Origin of the sequence: Lentzea flaviverrucosa (assembly GCF_003350445.1) — a bacterium.
Lineage (GTDB): Bacteria > Actinomycetota > Actinomycetes > Mycobacteriales > Pseudonocardiaceae > Lentzea > Lentzea californiensis.
Genome location: NZ_QQAU01000007.1, coordinates 348,819 through 366,851, shown reverse-complemented (window position 1 = coordinate 366,851; position 18,033 = coordinate 348,819). Strand labels below are relative to the sequence as shown.

The 18,033-nt window shown below is 70.3% G+C and carries 19 protein-coding genes; 7 read left to right on the top strand and 12 right to left on the bottom strand.

What is annotated here, in order from left to right; genetic code table 11:
* The first annotated feature begins 54 nt into the window (after positions 1-54).
* Both DFR72_RS23895 and DFR72_RS23890 read left to right on the top strand, forming a co-directional pair.
* Entirely contained in the window at positions 55-915 is an 861-nt protein-coding gene (locus tag DFR72_RS23895) for an ABC transporter ATP-binding protein (protein ID WP_211335505.1), read from the top strand.
* A complete protein-coding gene (locus DFR72_RS23890; RefSeq protein WP_090064951.1) occupies positions 915-1,730 on the top strand; it encodes a hypothetical protein in 816 nt (271 codons plus the stop codon). The genes DFR72_RS23895 and DFR72_RS23890 overlap by 1 nt, the downstream gene beginning before the upstream one ends.
* 326 nt (positions 1,731-2,056) lie before the next feature.
* Here the strand turns inward: DFR72_RS23890 and DFR72_RS23880 are convergent, their stop codons facing one another.
* From DFR72_RS23880 to DFR72_RS23865, 4 genes are read right to left on the bottom strand one after another with little or no spacing between them, the layout of a single operon-like run.
* The gene (locus DFR72_RS23880) at positions 2,057-3,115 is read right to left on the bottom strand and encodes a molybdopterin-dependent oxidoreductase (protein ID WP_090064950.1); all 1,059 of its coding nucleotides are present in this window, start codon (positions 3,113-3,115) and stop codon (positions 2,057-2,059) included.
* The gene (locus tag DFR72_RS23875; RefSeq protein ID WP_090064949.1) at positions 3,112-3,711 is read right to left on the bottom strand and encodes a methyltransferase domain-containing protein; all 600 of its coding nucleotides are present in this window, start codon (positions 3,709-3,711) and stop codon (positions 3,112-3,114) included. Before DFR72_RS23875 ends, DFR72_RS23880 begins: the two co-directional genes overlap by 4 nt.
* The gene (locus DFR72_RS23870) at positions 3,708-4,343 is read right to left on the bottom strand and encodes a TIGR04282 family arsenosugar biosynthesis glycosyltransferase (protein ID WP_090064948.1); all 636 of its coding nucleotides are present in this window, start codon (positions 4,341-4,343) and stop codon (positions 3,708-3,710) included. Before DFR72_RS23870 ends, DFR72_RS23875 begins: the two co-directional genes overlap by 4 nt.
* Complete coding sequence (locus DFR72_RS23865) at positions 4,340-4,978, bottom strand: glycosyltransferase family 2 protein (protein WP_090064947.1); 639 nt, start codon at positions 4,976-4,978, stop codon at positions 4,340-4,342. Before DFR72_RS23865 ends, DFR72_RS23870 begins: the two co-directional genes overlap by 4 nt.
* A 121-nt stretch (positions 4,979-5,099) precedes the next feature.
* On the opposite strand from DFR72_RS23865, the gene DFR72_RS23860 reads away from it, so the two are divergent.
* Entirely contained in the window at positions 5,100-6,260 is a 1,161-nt protein-coding gene (locus DFR72_RS23860; protein ID WP_090065251.1) for a hypothetical protein, read from the top strand.
* Here the strand turns inward: DFR72_RS23860 and DFR72_RS23855 are convergent.
* The 4 genes from DFR72_RS23855 to DFR72_RS23840 all read right to left on the bottom strand — a co-directional run bounded on the left by DFR72_RS23855 (position 6,247) and on the right by DFR72_RS23840 (position 10,583).
* The gene (locus tag DFR72_RS23855) at positions 6,247-7,287 is read right to left on the bottom strand and encodes an NAD-dependent epimerase/dehydratase family protein (protein WP_090064946.1); all 1,041 of its coding nucleotides are present in this window, start codon (positions 7,285-7,287) and stop codon (positions 6,247-6,249) included. The two genes, DFR72_RS23860 and DFR72_RS23855, sit on opposite strands and share 14 nt — an antisense overlap.
* Positions 7,288-7,340: 53 nt before the next feature.
* Positions 7,341-8,666 (bottom strand): sensor histidine kinase, encoded by a 1,326-nt coding sequence (locus DFR72_RS23850; protein WP_090064945.1) that lies wholly within the window; start codon positions 8,664-8,666, stop codon positions 7,341-7,343.
* Positions 8,663-9,334 carry a response regulator transcription factor gene (locus DFR72_RS23845; protein ID WP_090064944.1) on the bottom strand — a complete coding sequence of 224 codons (672 nt, stop codon included), beginning with the start codon at positions 9,332-9,334 and terminating at the stop codon, positions 8,663-8,665. Before DFR72_RS23845 ends, DFR72_RS23850 begins: the two co-directional genes overlap by 4 nt.
* 82 nt (positions 9,335-9,416) lie before the next feature.
* Positions 9,417-10,583, bottom strand: coding sequence for a beta-1,3-glucanase family protein (locus tag DFR72_RS23840; RefSeq protein WP_090064943.1), 1,167 nt, complete (start codon positions 10,581-10,583; stop codon positions 9,417-9,419).
* An 83-nt stretch (positions 10,584-10,666) separates the two neighbouring features.
* On the opposite strand from DFR72_RS23840, the gene DFR72_RS23835 reads away from it, so the two are divergent.
* Positions 10,667-11,638: an alcohol dehydrogenase catalytic domain-containing protein gene (locus DFR72_RS23835; protein ID WP_090065250.1), complete on the top strand. Its 972-nt coding sequence runs from the start codon at positions 10,667-10,669 to the stop codon at positions 11,636-11,638.
* Here DFR72_RS23835 and DFR72_RS23830 read toward each other — a convergent pair.
* On the bottom strand, positions 11,556-12,605 hold the full coding sequence (locus DFR72_RS23830) for a YbfB/YjiJ family MFS transporter (RefSeq protein ID WP_245983406.1): 1,050 nt from the start codon (positions 12,603-12,605) through the stop codon (positions 11,556-11,558). The two genes, DFR72_RS23835 and DFR72_RS23830, sit on opposite strands and share 83 nt — an antisense overlap.
* Entirely contained in the window at positions 12,602-12,892 is a 291-nt protein-coding gene (locus tag DFR72_RS23825; protein ID WP_090064942.1) for a muconolactone Delta-isomerase family protein, read from the bottom strand. The genes DFR72_RS23830 and DFR72_RS23825 overlap by 4 nt, the downstream gene beginning before the upstream one ends.
* Positions 12,893-12,967: 75 nt before the next feature.
* Here DFR72_RS23825 and DFR72_RS23820 point away from each other — a divergent pair, with 75 nt between their 5' ends.
* The 3 genes from DFR72_RS23820 (at position 12,968) to DFR72_RS23810 (ending at position 15,040) form a co-directional block, all read left to right on the top strand.
* A complete protein-coding gene (locus tag DFR72_RS23820; protein WP_425459912.1) occupies positions 12,968-13,894 on the top strand; it encodes a LysR family transcriptional regulator in 927 nt (308 codons plus the stop codon).
* A gap of 107 nt (positions 13,895-14,001) precedes the next feature.
* Positions 14,002-14,703, top strand: coding sequence for an SDR family NAD(P)-dependent oxidoreductase (locus DFR72_RS23815; protein WP_090064941.1), 702 nt, complete (start codon positions 14,002-14,004; stop codon positions 14,701-14,703).
* A 1-nt stretch (position 14,704) separates the two neighbouring features.
* Positions 14,705-15,040, top strand: coding sequence for a nuclear transport factor 2 family protein (locus tag DFR72_RS23810; RefSeq protein ID WP_090064940.1), 336 nt, complete (start codon positions 14,705-14,707; stop codon positions 15,038-15,040).
* Here DFR72_RS23810 and DFR72_RS23805 read toward each other — a convergent pair.
* Both DFR72_RS23805 and DFR72_RS23800 read right to left on the bottom strand, forming a co-directional pair.
* Positions 15,037-17,352 carry a glycoside hydrolase family 65 protein gene (locus DFR72_RS23805; RefSeq protein ID WP_090064939.1) on the bottom strand — a complete coding sequence of 772 codons (2,316 nt, stop codon included), beginning with the start codon at positions 17,350-17,352 and terminating at the stop codon, positions 15,037-15,039. The genes DFR72_RS23810 and DFR72_RS23805 overlap by 4 nt on opposite strands.
* Positions 17,349-18,026, bottom strand: coding sequence for an HAD family hydrolase (locus tag DFR72_RS23800; protein WP_090064938.1), 678 nt, complete (start codon positions 18,024-18,026; stop codon positions 17,349-17,351). Before DFR72_RS23800 ends, DFR72_RS23805 begins: the two co-directional genes overlap by 4 nt.
* Positions 18,027-18,033 lie beyond the last annotated feature (7 nt).

Below are 18,033 nucleotides of genomic sequence, written 5' to 3'. Positions count from 1 at the left end.
CATGACGCTCCGGAGCGGACGACCCAGGTCGTGCGCGGGACCACAGTGGAGCCCATGATCGTGACGACGGAGAAGCTGACGAAGCGCTACGGCGACCGCGCCGTGGTGGACGAGGTCAGTCTGTCCGTGCGGCGGGGCGAGGTCTACGGGTTCCTCGGTCCCAACGGCGCGGGCAAGACGACCACGATCCGCATGCTGCTCGGGCTCGTGAGGCCGACCAGCGGATCCGCCAGGGTCCTCGGTGAGAAGCCGGGCACCCCCGGGGTGTTGCTCGAGGTCGGGTCGCTGATCGAGGGACCCGGCTTCTACCCCTACCTGTCCGGCCGCGACAACCTGCGCGTGCACGCCGCCCGCCGGGGCGTGGACAGGACGCACGTCGAGGCCGCGCTGGAACAGGTCGACCTGGTGGGCGCCGCCGCCGAGAAGTTCCGCCGGTACTCGCTCGGCATGAAGCAACGGCTCGGCGTCGCCGCGGCCCTGCTCGGCCGGCCGGAGCTGCTGATCCTCGACGAGCCGACCAACGGTCTCGACCCGGCGGGCATGGCCGACATGCGCGACCTGGTGCGGGCGCTGGCCGCGCAGGGCCAGACGGTGCTGCTGTCGAGCCACCTGCTCGGCGAGGTCGAGGAGATCTGCGACCGCGTCGGCGTGATCTCGAACGGCAGGCTCGTCGCCGAGAGCACGGTCGAGCAACTGCGCGGCGAGACGGTCCTGCTGGTCAAGGCCGACCCGATCGAGAAGGCGCACGTGTTGATCCAGGGCAGCTCGTTGCACGGCGACGTGCTGCACGTGCCGGAGACGGACGCAGCGGCGTTGGTGCGCACGCTGGTGCACGCCGACGTCGACGTGCAGGAGGTCCGGCCACTGCGCCGGACGCTGGAAGAGGTCTTCTTCGAGATGACGGGAGCGGCGTGATGGGCAGCGTGAGGGCGGAGCTGCTGAGGCTGTGGAAGTGGCCGGCGACCTGGGTGCTGATCGGCGTCTGGCTGGTGATGACGCTGACGTTCGGCTACGTGTTCAACTACCTCGCCCTGAACGGCGGCACCAACACTCGGTCGATGTCCCAGCAGCAGCTGATCAGCGCGATGCAGCCGGAGAACGTCGGCGCGGCCGTCGTACGCGGCCTGCCCATGTTCGGCGGCGCGATCGTCCTCGTGCTGGCGGCGCTCGCCGTCGGCAGCGGATATGGCTGGGGCACCTGGAAGACGACCCTGACGGCCGGCCCGCGCCGGGTCTCGGCGATGGCCGGCACGCTCGGGGCGCTGGGGATCGTCGTGGTGCTGCTGGTGGCCCTCACGTTCGTCGTGAACCTCGGCGCGGCGGTGACCGTGGCGTCGCTGGAGGGCTGGGACTGGAGCCTGCCGGGTCTCGGCGTCTTCGAGGCTCTGGGCGCGTCACTGCTGATCGCCGCCATGTGGACGGGGTTCGGCGTGTTCCTCGGCGTCGTCACCAAGGGGCCCGCGCTGGCCGTCGGCCTCGGCCTGATGTGGGCGATCGTGACCGAGAACCTGTTGCGGGGCGTGGGAACCCTCCTCGGGCCGGTCGAGTCGCTGACCGAGGTCCTGCCGGGCGGATCGGCCGGCAACCTCGCCGGCGCCGTCGGCGGATCCGGTGCCCCCGGCGTGCTGACGAACCTGAGCGGCACCACCGCGGCGTTGTTCCTCGTCGGGTACGTCGTGTTCTTCGTCGGCGCGGCGACGCTTCTGAAAGTGCGCCGCGATCTCGTATAGGGCCACGGCGGCCCAGGTCAGGCCGAGCACGACCGCGACTCCGGTGGGGTAGTCGCGGTCGTGCAGGCCGGGGTTGACCGGCCCGCTGTGCTCGCGCCAGAGCAGCGGCACCGCGAGGAGGGCGACGACGCCGGAGACGGTCAGGCCGATGCCGATGGACGGCCGTTTCACCACGAGCCCGGCGGCGCCGACGAGCGGGGCGATCAGGAAGTCGTGCAGGACCACGCCGCCGCCGAGCCAGAGCAGCAGTTCGACGGTGATCTGGGGCAGGAGCAGCCAGGCGCCCCAGGCTCCCAGCCCCGCACCGATGACGCCGAGGACGACTCTCACAGGACCTCCAGCGACGTGACCCACTTCGTCTGCAGCACACCCGGCCGGTTCGGCGCGATCAGCCGGCAGGGGAACCCGTGGTCGGGGCTGAGCTCCTCGCCGTTGAGCCTCAGTGCCAGCAGCGTGAGCGGATCCTCGGCGAACTCCGAGGGCAGTGTGGTCGCCCGGTACAGCCCGTCCTCCTCGAGCGACTCGACGCGCACGTCACCTCCGCGCACGAGCTCGGAGACGCGGACACCGGTCCAGGTCGCGTTCTGGCTCCAGCCTTCGACGCACGCGATCGGCAGGTCGACGGTGGTCTGCGGCATCGCCCGCAGTTCGGCCAGCGAGTAGCTCTTCGCGCCCGCCTTCAGCCGCCAGTCCTGCGGCACCACCACGTTCGCGGCCTTCGCGGTCCGGTTGACCGGCAGGTCGCCGTCGGATCGCCATGCCAGCACGGAGATCTTGCGCAGCCACGGCACCGTGACACCGGCCGTCGCCACCACGGCTACACCGGTCGTGAGCGCGGTGGCGCGCAGGAAAGCCCTGCGGGACAGGATGGTCCGCTCCTCGGACGCCGGTTCGAGGGTGCGCCGGATCAGCGGGATCTTCACCGCGATGTGCACGAGCAGGGCGCCGATCACGATCCACGCCACCGCGTAGTGGGCGGTGGGGAAGTAGAACGACCACGGGTAGTTCTGCGCCGCGTTGAACAGGCCGGTGACCAGTTCGAAGAACGACGCCGCGATCAGCACGAAGATCGAGCCGCGCTCCAGGGCGTGCGGCACGGACTTCACCAGCGGCCGTTCGAACAGCTTCGGGTAGACGCTCCACAACTTGGCCAGCAGCAACGGGATCGAGGCGACCCCGGAGATCACGTGCACGCCCTGGGTGACGCGGTAGAGGTCGACCGGCCGGGTCGGCCACACCCAGTCGTGCTGCACGCCGTGGCTGATCAGGCCGGTGACGAAGCACAGCCCGAAGGTGATGCCGAGCCACGTGCCGACTCGGCTGGTCACGCCCGTGTGGTGGGCGGGCGCCTTGAAGACGGGCGCTTTGAAGACGGGGAGTTTCACAGCCGCTCCCAGCACGCGAACCAGCGCCCGGCGCGTTCGGTCTGCCACAGCAGGAAGAAACCGTCGGCGGTCAGGGACTCCGCGTCGCTCCAGGCCCACGGGAACCACTGGCCGCGGGTGTCCTCGGTGCGCACCCGTGCCTGGCCGGTCGTCAGGCCCGCACCCGGCGGTTCGACCTCGACGACGACGGTTCCGCTGGGCCGCAGCAGGTTCCGGACGCGGCTCAGGAGGACGGCCGGGTCGCCGCCGATGCCGATGTTGCCGTCGGCGAGCAGGACGTGCTGCCAGTGGCCCTCGCCCGGCAGCAGGTCGAACACGTCGCGGCGGATCGCGATGCCGCCGCGTTCGGTGGTGCGCCGGATCGCCTCCGGGGACACGTCGACGCCGAGCGCGCGGACCCGGCGGTCCAGCAGCGCGGCGACGAGACGGCCGGGGCCGCAGCCGACGTCGAGGGTGGGGCCGGTGCAGGCGTCGAGGAGGACGCAGTCGCCGCCGTCCGCGTCGGCGTGCCAGCGGGCGACGCTGAGTTCGCGCGGAGTCGTGCCGGAGAGGTCGAGCCAGCCGGGATGACCCTTCAGGGCCTGGTCGAACATCATCGGGCCACCGCCGCGGCCTGGGCCAGTGCCGCCGCGAACCGGCTGCCCGGCACCTGCAGTGCCACCGCGCGGGCGTCCGCCATCGTGTCCACATCGGACAGCACCGGCAGCGTCCGCACCTCCATTCCGTGCAACGCCTCCAGCGTCAGCGCTCCCGTGTCCGCACGCGACATCGGCACGTCCCGCAATGCCGCGGCCCGCAGCGGGTCCCGCAGCCCGAGCGCCCACCAGCCGCCGTCCTCCGCGAGCCCGAGCGCCGCCTCCCCGAACTCGGCGCACGACTCCAGCAACGACGGCGTGACCTGCGGCGTGTCCATCCCGATCTGCAGCACCGGCATCCGGAACCGCGTGATGTCGGCGTGCGCGTGCACGAGCCGCTCGGCGAACGAGGCACCGCGCTGCGGGACCACCACGCACTCGGCGAGAGCGTCGCGGACGTCCTCACGCTGCACCACCCCCGCCAGCGCCACCACGGGCACAGCGCCGGAGGTGTCCAGCGCCGCCGAGATCGTGTCCAGCAACGAGGCCGCCGCCACGTCCGCCGCCTCCCCGGCCGACAGCGGCGGGCACAGCCGCGTCTTGACCTGGCCCGGCACCGGCGACTTGGCCATGATCAGCAGGCAGAACCTCATCGCAGCACTCCCGCCATGTCCCGTGCCGCCCGCAGCGTGCCGCGCACCGAGCCCGACACCTTCGACCGCGTGCCGGCCGCACGAGGCCCGTAGGAAACGTCGACCTCGCGCACCCGCCAGCCCGCTTCGGCCGCGCGCACCAGCAGTTCCAGCGGGTAGCCGAAGGCGCGGTCCTGGAGGTCCAGTGCCAGCAACGCCTCTCGCCGGCACACGCGCAGCGGTGCGATGTCGTGGACGTCCAAACCCCTGCGCCGCAACAGGGACGCGATCACGGCGTTGCCGGCGCGTGCGTGCCACGGCCACACGCCGGCGTGCACGGGCCTTCGCCGGCCGACCACGAGGTCGGCATCGGCCAGGAGCGTGGCCATCGCGGGCAGTTCGGCCAGGTCCAGCGACCCGTCCGCGTCGGCGAACGCCACCAGCTCAGAGGTGGCCGCGAGCAGACCGGTGTGCACGGCGGCGCCATAGCCGCGCTTCGACTCGTGCACGACCAGGGCGCCGCACGCGGCGGCCACCTCGGGCGAGCCGTCGGACGACCCGTTGTCCACGACGATCGCGCGGTGTCCGGGAGGCAGGGAGGCGAGGACCGCGGGTAGTGCGGCGGCCTCGTCCAGGCAGGGCAACACGACATCCATGTGTCCACCCTGGACCATCGAAAAGTGTTGTGGTGCTTACGGAATTGTGACGCCCGGAAGAGTTCTTACGATTGTCTTGCGAGGTCCGCGAGCACCCGGCCGAACCCCTAGGTTGGGCGCGGTGCGTCTAGTCATCGCAGGGCTGCTCGTCGCTGCCGCCATCATCACCGGGGTCGTCGTCAACGTCAACGATCCCGGCGTCCTGTTCGCCGCCGCGGCACCGCTCTTCGGCGACTGGCAGCCCCACCTGGGCCCCGGCACGCCCGTGGCGGTCCTGATCGCGTTCCTCGTGGTCGCCAAAGGTCCCGAGCTCACCGAGCACAGGTTCGCACTGCCGATCGCCTACGCGGCCTCGGTGGCGTTCACCTTCTCGCTGGCGATGATCGACGGCTGGAACCGGTTCGCCACCAGGCTGACGACGGACGACGAGTACCTGCACGAGGTTCCCGGCGTCACCGACGTCCCGGCGATGCTGCGCGGGTTCGCCGCGCGCATCCCGGACTTCCAGCCCGACTCGTGGACCACGCACGTCTCCGGGCACCCGCCGGGCGCGCTGCTCACGTTCGTCGCGCTCGACCGCATCGGTCTCGGCGGGGGAGCGGCGGCCTCGATCTTCTGCGTCCTCGTCGGTTCGCTCGCCGCGGTGGCGATTCCCAAGGCCATCGGCACCAACGCGGTGCTGCCGTTCCTCGTCCTGTTCCCCGGCGCGGTGTGGGTCGGGGCGTCCGCGGACGGCATGTTCATGGGGGTGGCGGCCGTCGGCATCTACCTGCTCACCCGGTGGCCGTTGCTGGGCGGCGTCGTGCTCGGCTGGTGCCTGTTCCTGTCCTACGGGCTGGTGTTGCTGGCCCCGCTCGCGATCGTCGCGGTCGGCAGGAGGATCGGCTGGGCCGTCGCGGGTGCGCTCGCGGTCGTGGCGGCGTTCGCGCTCAGCGGGTTCTGGTGGCTCGACGGCTACGAGCTCGTGAAACTCCGCTACTACCAGGGGATCGGCGACACCAGGCCGTACTGGTACTGGGCCTGGGCGAACCTCGCGGCACTCGCGCTGGTGATCGGCCCGGCCGGGATCAAGGGACTGCGCCGGGACAAGTGGGTCGTCGCGGCCGGCATCGCGATCCTGGCGGCGGACCTGTCCGGCCTGAGCAAGGCCGAGACCGAGCGGATCTGGCTGCCGTTCGCGGTCTGGCTGCTCGCCGGTACGGCGAAGCTGGACAAGCGGTGGCTCACCGCCCAGGCCGTCACGGCCCTGGCGGTGAACCACCTGGTGCTCACGAACTGGTGACCGGTTCCCGCTGCGAGGCGAAGGCGAACTCCCGCACGCCTTCCTCGAACCCGACCCGCGCCTCGAAACCCAGCACGTCCAACGCCTTCGCGGGCGACGCCACGACGTGCCGGACGTCGCCCGCCCGCGCCCCGCCGACGATCTCCGGAGTCGGTCCGTCGCACGCGTCGGCCAGCGCGAACGCCAGGTCACCGATCGTGTGCGGGGTGCCGGAGCAGACGTTCACGGCTTCGAAACCGGGGCGCGGGGACGCCAGCGCCAGCGCGTTGGCCCTGGCCACGTCGGTGACGTGCACGAAGTCGCGCCGCTGCCGCCCGTCCTCCATCACCCGCGGTGCGACGCCGTTCTGCAGTGCGGACCGGAAGATCGACGCCACCCCGGCGTACGGGGTGTCGCGCGGCATCCGCGGGCCGTAGACGTTGTGGTAGCGCAAGGCCCACACGCTGCCGCCGGTCTGCCGTGCCCACGCCAGCGCGAGGTGCTCCTGCGCCAGCTTGGTCGCCGCGTAGGTGCTGCGCGGCTCCAGCGGAGCGTCCTCGGGCACCAGTTCGGACACCACGAAGTCACCGCAGAAGCAGCGCGGCTCGTACATGCCGGCGGCCACGTCCCCGGCGGTCCGTTCTGCCCGCACGATCCCGTGCGAGAGGCACCGGTAGCGCCCCTCGCCGTAAACGACCATCGACGACGCCAGCACCAGCCGCGACACCCCGGCCCTGTGCATCTCGGCCAGCAGCACCGCCGTGCCCAGGTCGTTGTGACGCGCGTAGGAAGGCGCGTCGAACGGATCCACGCCGTGCCCGACCATCGCCGCCTGGTGGCACACAGCGTCCACTGTGGACAGCAACGGCCCCAGCGCGGCGGCGTCGGTCACGTCGCCGACGACCAGTTCGTGCTCCAGCGAAGGAACAGTGCCGTGAGCTTGGGGCAGCAACGCGTCGAGCACCACGCATTCATGGCCCTGGGCGGTCAGCTCGTCCGCGACGTGCGACCCGATGAACCCGGCCCCGCCAGTGATCAGTACTCGCATGGACCGACCGTAGGACCGGATCGCCGGGTAGCGCGCCGCCCGACCCCATCACGTCATGACTTCGTAAGAGCTGGCAGCTCCACCACGAACCGCGCACCACGCGGGAAGCGGTCCTCGACCCACACGCGGCCGTGGTGGCGCTGCACGTGCTCACGAACCAGAGCGAGCCCGAGCCCGCTGCCGGTGTCGTCGCCCCGGCTGCCGGGCCTGCCCCGCGCGAACCGCTCGAAGATCTGCTCCCGCAACGCTTCCGGCACACCCGGCCCGTCGTCCTCGACCTCGACGCGGGCCCTGTCGCCCGTCCTGCTCACCGCCACGAAGATCGCGCCGCCCGCGTGCCGTTCGGCGTTCTCCACGAGGTTGGCCAGCACCCGGTCCAGCCGCCGCCGGTCACCGAGCACCCGCACCGGGCCCGCCTCGACCGGCACCGCGTTCCAGCGGGTCGCGATCACGTTGCGCACCAACGCGCTCAGGTCGAGCTCCTCCGGCTCGTAGTCGTCGGTCTGGTCGGCGCGAGAGATCTCCAGCAGGTCCACGACCATCCGCGCGAACCTGTCGACCTCCGAGGTCAGCAGTTCCAGCGCGGTCCCGGCGGTGCCCGGCAGGTGCTCACGACGCCGGCGGAGCACCGCGCCCGCGTTCACCATCGTCGTCAGCGGCGACCGCAGCTCGTGCGAGACGTCCGAGGCGAACCGGGCGTCCCGCAACGCCCTCTGCTCCAGCGCGTGCGCCGTCGAGTTGAACTTCGCCGCCAGTGCCGCGAGGTCCGGGTCGTCCTGGTCGGGCAGCCGGGCGTGCAGGTCGCCGCCGGCGATCCGGCCCGCTGCGGAGTTCAGCTCCGCCAGCGGTTTCAGGGCCCGTTTCGACGCCCACGAGCCCAGTGCCGCGCCGAGCAGCGCCGAGGCGACCGTGCCGGCGATCAGCACCGCGCTCAGGAACGCGAACGTCCGGTTCAGCTGCTGCAACCCGAACAGCTCGACGTAGACCGCGTCGCCCGCCACCGGCCGCGCGACGGCGAGCATCGGCAGGCCGTCCACGGTGATCCGCTGCGTGCCCGGCGGGTGCTCCACCAGCCCGGCCGGCAGCTGGGACGGCTCGACCACCCGGCCCGCTCGCACCAGGCCGTCGTGCCTCAGCACCAGGATCGACGAGTCGGGCCCGGTCGTGAGGCCGGTCAGCAGTTCGCCGAGACCGGGCGAGGCCAGCGACCTCTCGACCAGTCGCACGTTGACCTCGGCCTGCCGCGTGGCGCTCGCCTCCCGCTGCCGCAGCATGTAGCCGGAGGCGAGGTTCCAGGTGGCGAACGCCAGCACGCTCGTGACGACCAGCAGGCCGAAGCCGAACGAGAGGGTGACCCGGCAGCGCAGCGTCAGTTTCACGAGCGGATCCGATAGCCGCTGCCGCGCACGGTGAGAAGCAGCTCCGGATCGTCCGGGTTCGCCTCGATCTTGCGGCGAAGTCGCCTTATGTGCACGTCGAGCAACCGGGTGTCGCCGAAGTAGTCGTATCCCCAGACCTTTTGCAGCAACTGTTCCCTGGTGACGATTCGGCCGCCCGCACCAGCGAGTTCCAGCAACAGCCGGAATTCCGTCCTGGTGAGGTGAACGCGTTCACCCGCCCGGTGCACCAGGCCTTCCTGCGGACGGATTTCCAGTGCCCCTATCCGAACGAATTCGCGGCCCGGTCCGCGCCGGCGCAACAACGCGCGGACGCGTGCGGCGAGAACGCTCGCCATCAACGGTTTCGTGACGTAGTCGTCCGCTCCCGCCTCCAGCCCGGCGATCACGTCACGGGCGTCGGTGCGCGCCGTCACCACGATGATCGGCAGGTCACCGCGTGTGCGGAGGGTTCGCACGACCTCCAGGCCGTCCACGCCCGGCAGGGTGAGGTCGACCAGCACCACGTCGAACGATTCGGTCTCCAAACGGTGTAACGCCTCTTCGCCCGAACCCGTCTCGTCCACTGAGAAACCCTCATCGGACAAGGCGAGGCCCAAAGCCTGCTGGATTCGCTCGTCGTCTTCGACCAGCAGGACCCGTACGCACACAACGACTCCACTGTGTGAGAGCCGCGGCGACGGCGTCTCACACAGTGGAGTGAAAGTCGATCAAACGCAAGAATACTTCGGTCTAAAATCCGGTCAGCGTGATTTTCGCCGAACGCGGGTTCGGTTCGTGAACAAGTGACTCGAACGCGCCGACGTCGTCGAACGCGAACCCGTAGGCCTTCCCGTCCACCATGTTCTGGTGCACGATCTTCGAGAAGTGGTTCGTGGTCGCGCGGGTGTAGAACTGGCTCGCGTCGTACGTCGGCTGGGTGTGGACGAAGCCGAACGTCGAGCGGTTGAGCCCGGCGCACAGCGAGCGCGAGATCGCGCCGACGTCGTTGTTCGGTGCCGCGAGCCGGCCGTCGCAGTTCAGGATGTCACGGGTGGACGGCTGCTGGAACGACGCGACCTGCTGGCCCGCGGTGTTGGTGAAGTTGAGGACCCCGCCGCTGACACGGCCGGTGAACTTGCGGTTCGGCTCGTTCTGGTACGGCACGACGGTCAGCGGCGTGTTCTGGTACGTCGACCAGGCGCTGCTGACGTAGTTCGCGAAGTACGAGCTGGAGAACAGGCCCGCGTCGAGGCCCTTGCTCGGGTTCAGCACGCGCAGCCGCGTGCCGTCGGAGCGGGTGTGGACGAGCCGCGCCCAGTCTCCGCCCAGCTGCTGGTGCTGGTCGAAGATGCGGTTGCGGCCGTTGGAGACGACCTGGCCGGTGCGCTTGGTCGCGCCCGCCTGGGACGTCGCCTCGACCGCGTGGGGAACCGAGAACATGTCCACCTGCGAGCTGTTCAGCCACAAACCGCCGCCGTTGTAGGTGAACTCGCTCCAGTCGAACAGGATGTCGCGGTTCGGGTCACCCGCGGCCCACGGCGCCGGTTGCACCAGGCCGTTCGGCACCAGGGAGAACTTCAGCTTGTCCCGGAAGGACATGTAGATCCGGCCACCGGCGAGGTTGAGCGGGATCTGCACGGTCCGGCTGGCGCCGTTCCCGGGGCCGGGGATCGAGACGTCCGGTGCGGGGGTCGGGGGGTTACCGCCTCCGGACCAGGCGGTGAACTGGCCGTTCGCGTTCACGTACCCGAGCCGGCCGCCCATCTCGCCGAACACGTACAGGTGGGTCGCGTCGCCGCGGCCCGAGTTGTTCGTGACGGTGAGCGGGAGCAGGTTCGGTGGAGCCGCCTGAACAGGCGCAGACATCGTTGTCAGCCCGACTAGGGCCGATGTCGCGAGCAGCAGGAGCTTGCGCATCGACTATCTCCTCACTGAGACAGGGTTGCGTGAGAGCGCTCTCATACCAGCGCGTCGCGGTTCATATGTCAAGAATGGTTCTCATGCGCGCACTCACGGTGGATCTTGCACGAGCCGGGTCGCTGGCCTTGACCGAACTGCCCGATCCGGTGCCCGGGCCGGAGGACCTGCTGGTCGAGGGGCTGGCGATCGGCATCTGCGGAACGGACCGCGAGATCGTGCGCGGCGAGTTCGGCGTCGGCGGAACTCTCGTGATCGGACACGAGTCCCTGGGGCGTGTCGTGAGCGGCCCGGGGTTCGAACCGGGCTCGCTGGTGGCCGGGGTGGTCCGCAGGCCCGACCCGGTGCCGTGCGTGGCGTGTGCGCACGGCGAGTTCGACATGTGCCGGAACGGGCAGTACACCGAGCGCGGCATCACCGGCCTCGACGGCTACGGCTCCACGTTGTGGACGGTGCCCGCCGCCTATGCCGTCGGTGTCAGCTCTTCGACGGGTGTCCTGGTCGAGCCCGCCTCCGTCGTGGTCAAGGCGTGGGAGCGGCTGGACCGGCTGGCGCTGTACCCGTTCGAGAGCGTGCTGGTGACCGGCGCCGGGCCGATCGGGCTGCTGGCGGCGTTGATCGGAGTGCAGCGCGGGCTCGACGTGCACGTGTTCGACCTGGCGGTGGACGGCCCGAAGCCGGACCTGGTCGAGTCGCTGGGAGCCACCTACCACCGGACGTTGCCCGACTGCCCGGTGGTGATCGAGGCGACCGGTGCGCCGTCACTGGTCGCGCGCCTGCTCGGGCGGGACCTGGTGTGCCTGACCGGCGTGCCGTCCACCGAGGTGGTGCCCGCCGACATCGGGCAGATCAACCGGGACCTGGTGCTGCGCAACGGGATCGTGTTCGGGACGGTCAACGCGAACCCGCGCCACTACCGGGAGGCCTCCGCCGTGCTGGACCGGGCGGACGACGCCTGGCTGTCGGCGATGATCACTCGGCGGGTGCCGCTGGAGTCCTTCGCCGAGGCGTTCGAGCAGCGGCCCGGTGACGTGAAGGTGGTGCTGGAGCTGTGATCGCGGCAAGCAGGACGATCGCGGCCGCCAGGAGCAACGCCTGGTCGTAGCCGTTGTGCAGCAACGGGGTGGCGACGAGCGGGCCGATGATCTGGCCCGCCGAGTAGCCGGCCGTGAGGATGGCGGCGGCTTGGGGGAAGCCGAGTTCCGTGCCGAGTCTGAGCGAGGTGGCGGCGATGCCGATGAACGTGCCGCCGAACAGGACCACGGCGATCAGGGCGGTGCCGTCGACGAGCACCGGCAGCGCGATGCCTGCGGCCTGGACGGCGAGCGCGATCGGGAGGGCGTACCGGCGCGGCTTGATCAGCACGGGGGAGAGGATCGCGGAGAGGCCGGCCAGGATCCACGCGCTGCTGCCGAGAGGCCCGCTGATGGCGGCGACCAGGAACGTTCCGGCGATGATGTAGCCGACGCCCTCGAGGGTGTAACTGGTGAACAGCGCGCCGAAGCCTCGTTGCCTGGCGCCGGTGACCGGCGGCCGCGGGGGTTCGGGCCGGAGGTTCCACGCCCCGAGCGAGAGCACCGCGCACAAGGCCGCCGCCACCCACCACGCGAACTCCCACTGCGCGTGGACCAGCACGATCAGGCCGGACAACGCGATGCCGGCGCCCACCCCGCTCATGCCCCAGCCCGGTTGAGCGTTGACCGCGGCGACGAACACCAGCGCGCTCGCCACGCCGGCCACCAGCCGCAGCACGAACCACGCCGCCATGCCGTGCGTCAGCGGCATCCCGGCGAGCGTGGCCACGAGCAGCACGAGCGCGACGCGGTTCGTGGTCCTGCTTGGTGCACGGACGATCGTGACCAACGCGCCGGCGAAGTAGCCGAGGTAGTTGGCGGTGGCCAGTGAGGCGGCCGACGCGGCACTCAGACCCGCCTGCGCGGTCATCAGCGGCAGGATCGGCGTGTAGACGAACCGTCCGATGCCCATGGCCGCCGCCAGCGCCGCCGCGGCCCGGACGCTCACAGCCGGCCAGGATCGTTCGGGTGGGACTGCACGGCCGTGACGTCGAACTTCATCCACGGGCTCAACGGAAGGGTGCCGAGCACGTGGGAGTGGAGGTCGGCCTCGTCCTCCGCGCGCCACAGGCCGATGCTGCGCAGTTCGCCTATCGGGCGCCACAGGCGGACGAGGTTGCCGCTCGCGGTGAGTTCCTTGGCCCGCACCGCTTCGGCCGCGCGACGCGAGTCCACTTCGGACTGGGGTGTGCCGTCCGGGATCGTGGTGGTGATCTCGACGATGAACTCTCTCATGACCTCATCGTGCGACCGGGGCGCGACGGATGCCACGACCGGCTTTCTCCTGCGTGGGAGCCTGAGCCTCCTAAGATGACGGCCGTGGAACTGCGTCAACTCCGGTACTTCCTCGCGGTCGCCGAGGAGCTGCACTTCGGGCGGGCGGCGGCCCGGCTGCTGATCGCGGGGCCGTCGTTGTCGCAGCAGATCAAGGCGCTGGAACGGGACCTCGGCGTGCCGCTGTTCGCCCGCGACCGCCGCACCGTGGCGCTGACGTCCGCCGGTGCCGCGCTCGTCCCGGAGGTGCGGGCGCTGCTGGAACGGGCCGACGAGCTGCAACGCCACGCGCGGCAGCTGTCCGGGTCGCGGCCGGTGCGCATCGGGTACGTCAACTGGCTGCCGCCGGACCTGACCGCCCGTACGGCCGGGGTCGCGCAGCTCTACGTGGACGCGTGGGTCGTGCCGTCGCACCAGCAGGCGGCGCGGGTGGCGGACGGCAGCCTCGACCTGGCCGTGTGCTGGATCCGCAAGGCCGATGCCGAGCAGCTCGGACTGAAGGCGCAGCTGCTCGGCGCCGACCGGCTCTACGCGGTGGCGGTGGGCACGGACACGAGCCCGGTCCGGGCGAAGGACATCGCGGTGCTGGTGGACGACGACGTGACGTCGTGGCAGTCCTGGAACGACTACGCCGAGGAGTTCGCCAGGGACACCGGCTGCCGCGTCCGGCGCATCCACAACGGCGCGATCACCGGCCCGGCGTTCTTCGACCACGTGCGGGTGTGCACGACGCCGGTGCTGAACTCGCCGAAGGGGCAGACCACGCCGTTGCCGCCGGACCTGGTGGCACGGCCCGTCGTCGACCCCGAGGCGCTGTGGACCTGGTCGCTGGTGCGCCGGGAGGACGAGGAGCGCGCGGACGTCGTCGCCGCGGCCGAAGCGATCGTGCGGAACGTGGGCGACCTCGATCTGGACCGCGCCTGGCTGCCCTCCGACGACCCCTACCGCGCACTGGGAGGCTGAGCCTCACACGTTGGAGGAAAGGCGTCACAATTCCGTGAAATGAAGCCGGTTCGCGGGTGGTTGTGGCTGTCAGATCCACTACTCCTCCTTCGAAAGCGAGCAGGAAAATGACCAGCAAGGTGGCAATCGTCACGGGAGCGTCGCAGGGAATTGGCGCGGCACTCGTTCCCGCTTATCGCAAGCTCGGCTATTCGGTTGTCGCGGTCTCGCGTTCCATCGAGGACTCGGACGACCCCGAGGTGCTCGCCATCCGCGCCGACCTCTCGAAGACCGGTGAGGGCGCGCGGGTCGTGCAGGAGACGCAGGCGCGGTTCGGCCGGGTCGACTCGCTCGTGAACAACGCCGGCATCTTCGTCGCCAAGCCGTTCACCGAGTACACCGACGAGGACTTCGCCACCGTCACCGGCACCAACCTCGTCGGGTTCTTCGACATCACCCGCAGCGCCGTCAAGGCGATGGAGGCGAGCGGCGGCCACGTCGTGAACGTGTCCACGAGCCTCGTCGACCACGCCCTGTCGGCCGTGCCGTCGGCCCTCGCGTCGCTGACCAAGGGCGGTCTTAACGCCGTCACGAAGTCGCTGGCGGTCGAGTACGCGGCGCGCGACATCCGCTTCAACACGGTCGCGCTCGGCATCATCAAGACGCCGATGCACGCCCCGGAGACCCACGAGGCGCTCGCCGGGTTGCACCCCGCCGGCCGGATCGGTGAGATCTCCGAGGTGGTCGACGCGATCACCTTCCTGGAACAGGCCGGGTTCGTCACGGGCGAGGTCCTGCACGTCGACGGCGGCCAGAGCGCGGGGCACTGACATGATCATCGAGAACGTGATGGACCGGTGGAAGGCCGCCGTGGACGCGCACGACCCCGAGGGCGTGGCCGCGAACTTCACCGAGGACGCCATTTTCCAGGGCCTTCGCCCTTATGGTGTGGGCAGGGCCGCTGTCGCCCAGTACTACGATTCTCAGCCCATCGGGCTGAGAGCCGAGTACAAGATTCTGGAAACGCGCCGGCTGGCCGAAGATCTCGTTCTCGGCTATCTGAACGTCGATTTCTCGTTCGTCGACCGGCCGACGCTCAACGTCCACCTCAGCGTGCTCGTGAAGGGAGACCTGATCGCGCACTACCAGGTCTCCCAACTCGGTTAATGCCTGCGAGGCTCCCGGCCGAACGGCGACTTCGGTCGCTCGAGGTCGGGAGCTTCCGGGAGCGGCATGGTCACCGGCGCGTCCGCGGTGATCGTGATCTGCTCGCCGTGGTGCCGAGTGGTGAGCTCGGTGCCGTCCACGATCCGGTAGGTGGCCCCGGATTCGGAGACGTCCACCGAGATTCTCGTGCCCTGGAAGGACATCCGGAACGAGAAGCGTGTCAGCTCCTCCGGCAGCCGCGGCGCGAACGTGAGCTCGCCGCCGTGGTCCCGCATGCCGCCGAACCCGGCCACCAGCGCCGTCCACGCCCCCGCCAGCGAGGCCATGTGCAGGCCGTTGGTGACGTTCTCGTGCAGGTCGTGGAGATCGGTGAACGCGGCCTCGACCAGGTAGTCGTAGGCGAGTCCGAGGTGCCCGACCTCGGCGGCCAGCACCGCCTGCGTGCCCGCCGACAACGACGAGTCCCGCACCGTCCTGGCCTCGTAGTAGGCGAAGTTGCGCGCCTTCTCCTCGTCGGTGAACGCGTCGCCGCGCACGTGCATGGCGAGCACGAGGTCCGCCTGCTTGATCACCTGACGCCGGTACAGGTCGAAGTACGGGTAGTGCAGCAGCAGCGGGTACTTGTCCTGCGGCGTGTTCTCGAAGTCCCACTCCGCGTGCTTGGTGAAGTTGTCCGCCTGCGGGTGCACCTGCAGCATCTCGTCGTACGGGACCGCCATCGCGTCCGCGGCCCTGCGCCAGGCCGCGATCTCCTCTTCCGTGGCGTCGCACGGGTTCCGTTCGGCGGCATCGGCGGCGGCCCACAGGTTCTGCTGGGCGATCAGGTTGGTGTAGACGTTGTTGTCGACGATGGCCGAGTACTCATCCGGGCCTGTCACACCGTCGATGCGGAACCCGTTGTGCGGGTCGTGGTGACCCAGTGACAACCACAGCCGTGCGGTCTGCACGAGGATCTCGGTGGCTTCGTCGCGATCGAAGTCCTCGTCACCGGTGGCGTTCAGGTACTGCTGGGTGGCGTACGCGACGTCGCCGGAGACGTGGAACGCCGCCGTGCCCGCCGGCCAGTACGCGCTGCACTCGGCGCCGTTGATCGAACGCCACGGGAACGCGGCGCCCTCGAGCCCCAGCACCTTCGCCCGCTCACGGGCCTTGTCCAATGTGGAGTGACGCCAGCGCAGGGCGTCGCGGGCCGCGTCCGGAACCGTGTAGGTGAGCACCGGCAGCACGAACATCTCGGTGTCCCAGAACGCGTGGCCGTCGTAGCCCGGCCCGGTGAGGCCCTTTCCGGGGATGGCACGGGACTCGCCGCGCGCCCCGGCCTGTAAAATGTGGAACAGCGCGAACCGGATCGCCTGCTGCAGCTGGTCGTCGCCCTCGATCTCGATGTCCGCGACTTCCCAGAAGTCGTCCAGGAACTCCTTCTGCTCCTGCAGGAGCCCTTCCCAGCCCGTCTGACAGGCGCCGGCGAGCGCGGCCTCCACCTGCGCCCGGAGCGCGGGCGTCGAGCGCTGGCCGGACCAGCCGTAGGCGATGTACTTCGTGAGCTTCAGGCAGCCGCCCGCGGGCACGTCGACGGCCGCGGTGAACCGGGCCAGGTCGTCCTCCGCGCGGATCTCCGTGCGGGTGTCGACGCCGTCGACTTCGATCTCGTGGTCCATCGCGGCGGCCATGCGCAGGCCGGACACCTTGGTGTGGTGGCACAGCACGGCCCGCGTCTTCTCGGCCATCGTGAAGTCGTTGACCAGCGGGGAGTCCAGGGCGGCGGCGACACGCGGGTCGCTGCTGCGGCTCTTGTTCGGCTCGTTGGCGAGCAGGTCGGACTGAACGACGAGCTGCAGGTCGTCCATCGGCTCGACTTCGTACCTGATGGCCGCGACCGCGCGCTGCGTGAACGACACGAGCCGTTCGCTGCGCACCGTCACACGCCTGCCCGTCGGTGACTCCCAGACCGTGCGGCGGCGCAACGTGCCGGAGCGGAAGTCGAGCGTGCGTTCGTGCTCGATGGCGTTGCCGTAGCGCATGTCCAGCGGCTCGTCCTCGACCAGCAACCGGATGATCTTGCCGTCGGTCACGTTGACGACGGTCTGGCCGGCCTCCGGGTAGCCGTAGCCACCCTCCCCGTAGGGCAGCTGGTGCTCTTCGTAGAAGCCGTTGAGGTACGTGCCGGGCAGGCCCCTAGGCTCGCCCTCGTCCAGACTGCCGCGCATGCCGATGTGGCCGTTGGACAGCGCGAACGTCGACTCGGTCTGGTGCAGGTGGCCCACGGACAGGCCCTGCCAGCGCAGCTGCCACGGTTCGACGGCGTAGCTCATGACAGCAGCTCGTCGAGCTCGTCGACGACCACGTCGGCGCCGCCCGCCTTGAGCGCCTCCGCCTGGTCGCCGCGGTCGACGCCGACGACGAACCCGAACCCGCCGTCGTGCCCTGCCTTCACGCCCGCGAGCGCGTCCTCGAAGACAGCGGCGTTCTCGGGTGCGGTCTTGAGTCTTCTGGCGCCCTCGACGAACGAGTCCGGCGCCGGTTTGCCGCGCAGGTTCGACGCGATGATGACGTTGCCGTCCACCAGCGCGTCGACGTAGTCCAGCAGGTTGCCCGCCCGCAGGACGCGCATGGCGTTCGCGGACGACGTGACGACGCCGATGGGCATGCCCGCCGCCCTCGCCGCCTTCAGGTAGTCGACCGAGGCCGGGTACGGCGTGATGCCCTGCTCGTCGATGATCGAGTTGACGACGTCGTTCTTCTGGTCGCCGATGCGGCGCACCTCGTCCTCCGACGGCGTGAGGCCGCGTGAGGTCAGGAAGCTGCGCACGCCGTCGTAGCGCGGTTTTCCGTCCACGTAGGCCAGGTAGTCCTGTTCGCTGAACGGCTGCCCCATGGCCTCGAACGTCTGCCGCCAGGCCTGCCGGTGCAGCACGGCCGTGCTCGTGAGCACGCCGTCGAGGTCGAAGAGCAACGCGGTGATCTTCTCCGGGATGCCGAGGCTCATGTTTCGA

Coding starts and splice junctions, on each gene's coding strand:
- DFR72_RS23810 (WP_090064940.1), top strand. CDS start 14,705: ATGATCATCGAGAACGTGATGGACCGGTGGAAGGCCGCCGTGGACGCG.
- DFR72_RS23820 (WP_425459912.1), top strand. CDS start 12,968: ATGACGGCCGTGGAACTGCGTCAACTCCGGTACTTCCTCGCGGTCGCC.
- DFR72_RS23835 (WP_090065250.1), top strand. CDS start 10,667: ATGCGCGCACTCACGGTGGATCTTGCACGAGCCGGGTCGCTGGCCTTG.
- DFR72_RS23805 (WP_090064939.1), bottom strand. CDS start 17,352: ATGAGCTACGCCGTCGAACCGTGGCAGCTGCGCTGGCAGGGCCTGTCC.
- DFR72_RS23890 (WP_090064951.1), top strand. CDS start 915: ATGGGCAGCGTGAGGGCGGAGCTGCTGAGGCTGTGGAAGTGGCCGGCG.
- DFR72_RS23825 (WP_090064942.1), bottom strand. CDS start 12,892: ATGAGAGAGTTCATCGTCGAGATCACCACCACGATCCCGGACGGCACA.
- DFR72_RS23865 (WP_090064947.1), bottom strand. CDS start 4,978: ATGGATGTCGTGTTGCCCTGCCTGGACGAGGCCGCCGCACTACCCGCG.
- DFR72_RS23895 (WP_211335505.1), top strand. CDS start 55: ATGATCGTGACGACGGAGAAGCTGACGAAGCGCTACGGCGACCGCGCC.
- DFR72_RS23870 (WP_090064948.1), bottom strand. CDS start 4,343: ATGAGGTTCTGCCTGCTGATCATGGCCAAGTCGCCGGTGCCGGGCCAG.
- DFR72_RS23855 (WP_090064946.1), bottom strand. CDS start 7,287: ATGCGAGTACTGATCACTGGCGGGGCCGGGTTCATCGGGTCGCACGTC.
- DFR72_RS23840 (WP_090064943.1), bottom strand. CDS start 10,583: ATGCGCAAGCTCCTGCTGCTCGCGACATCGGCCCTAGTCGGGCTGACA.
- DFR72_RS23800 (WP_090064938.1), bottom strand. CDS start 18,026: ATGAGCCTCGGCATCCCGGAGAAGATCACCGCGTTGCTCTTCGACCTC.
- DFR72_RS23875 (WP_090064949.1), bottom strand. CDS start 3,711: ATGATGTTCGACCAGGCCCTGAAGGGTCATCCCGGCTGGCTCGACCTC.
- DFR72_RS23815 (WP_090064941.1), top strand. CDS start 14,002: ATGACCAGCAAGGTGGCAATCGTCACGGGAGCGTCGCAGGGAATTGGC.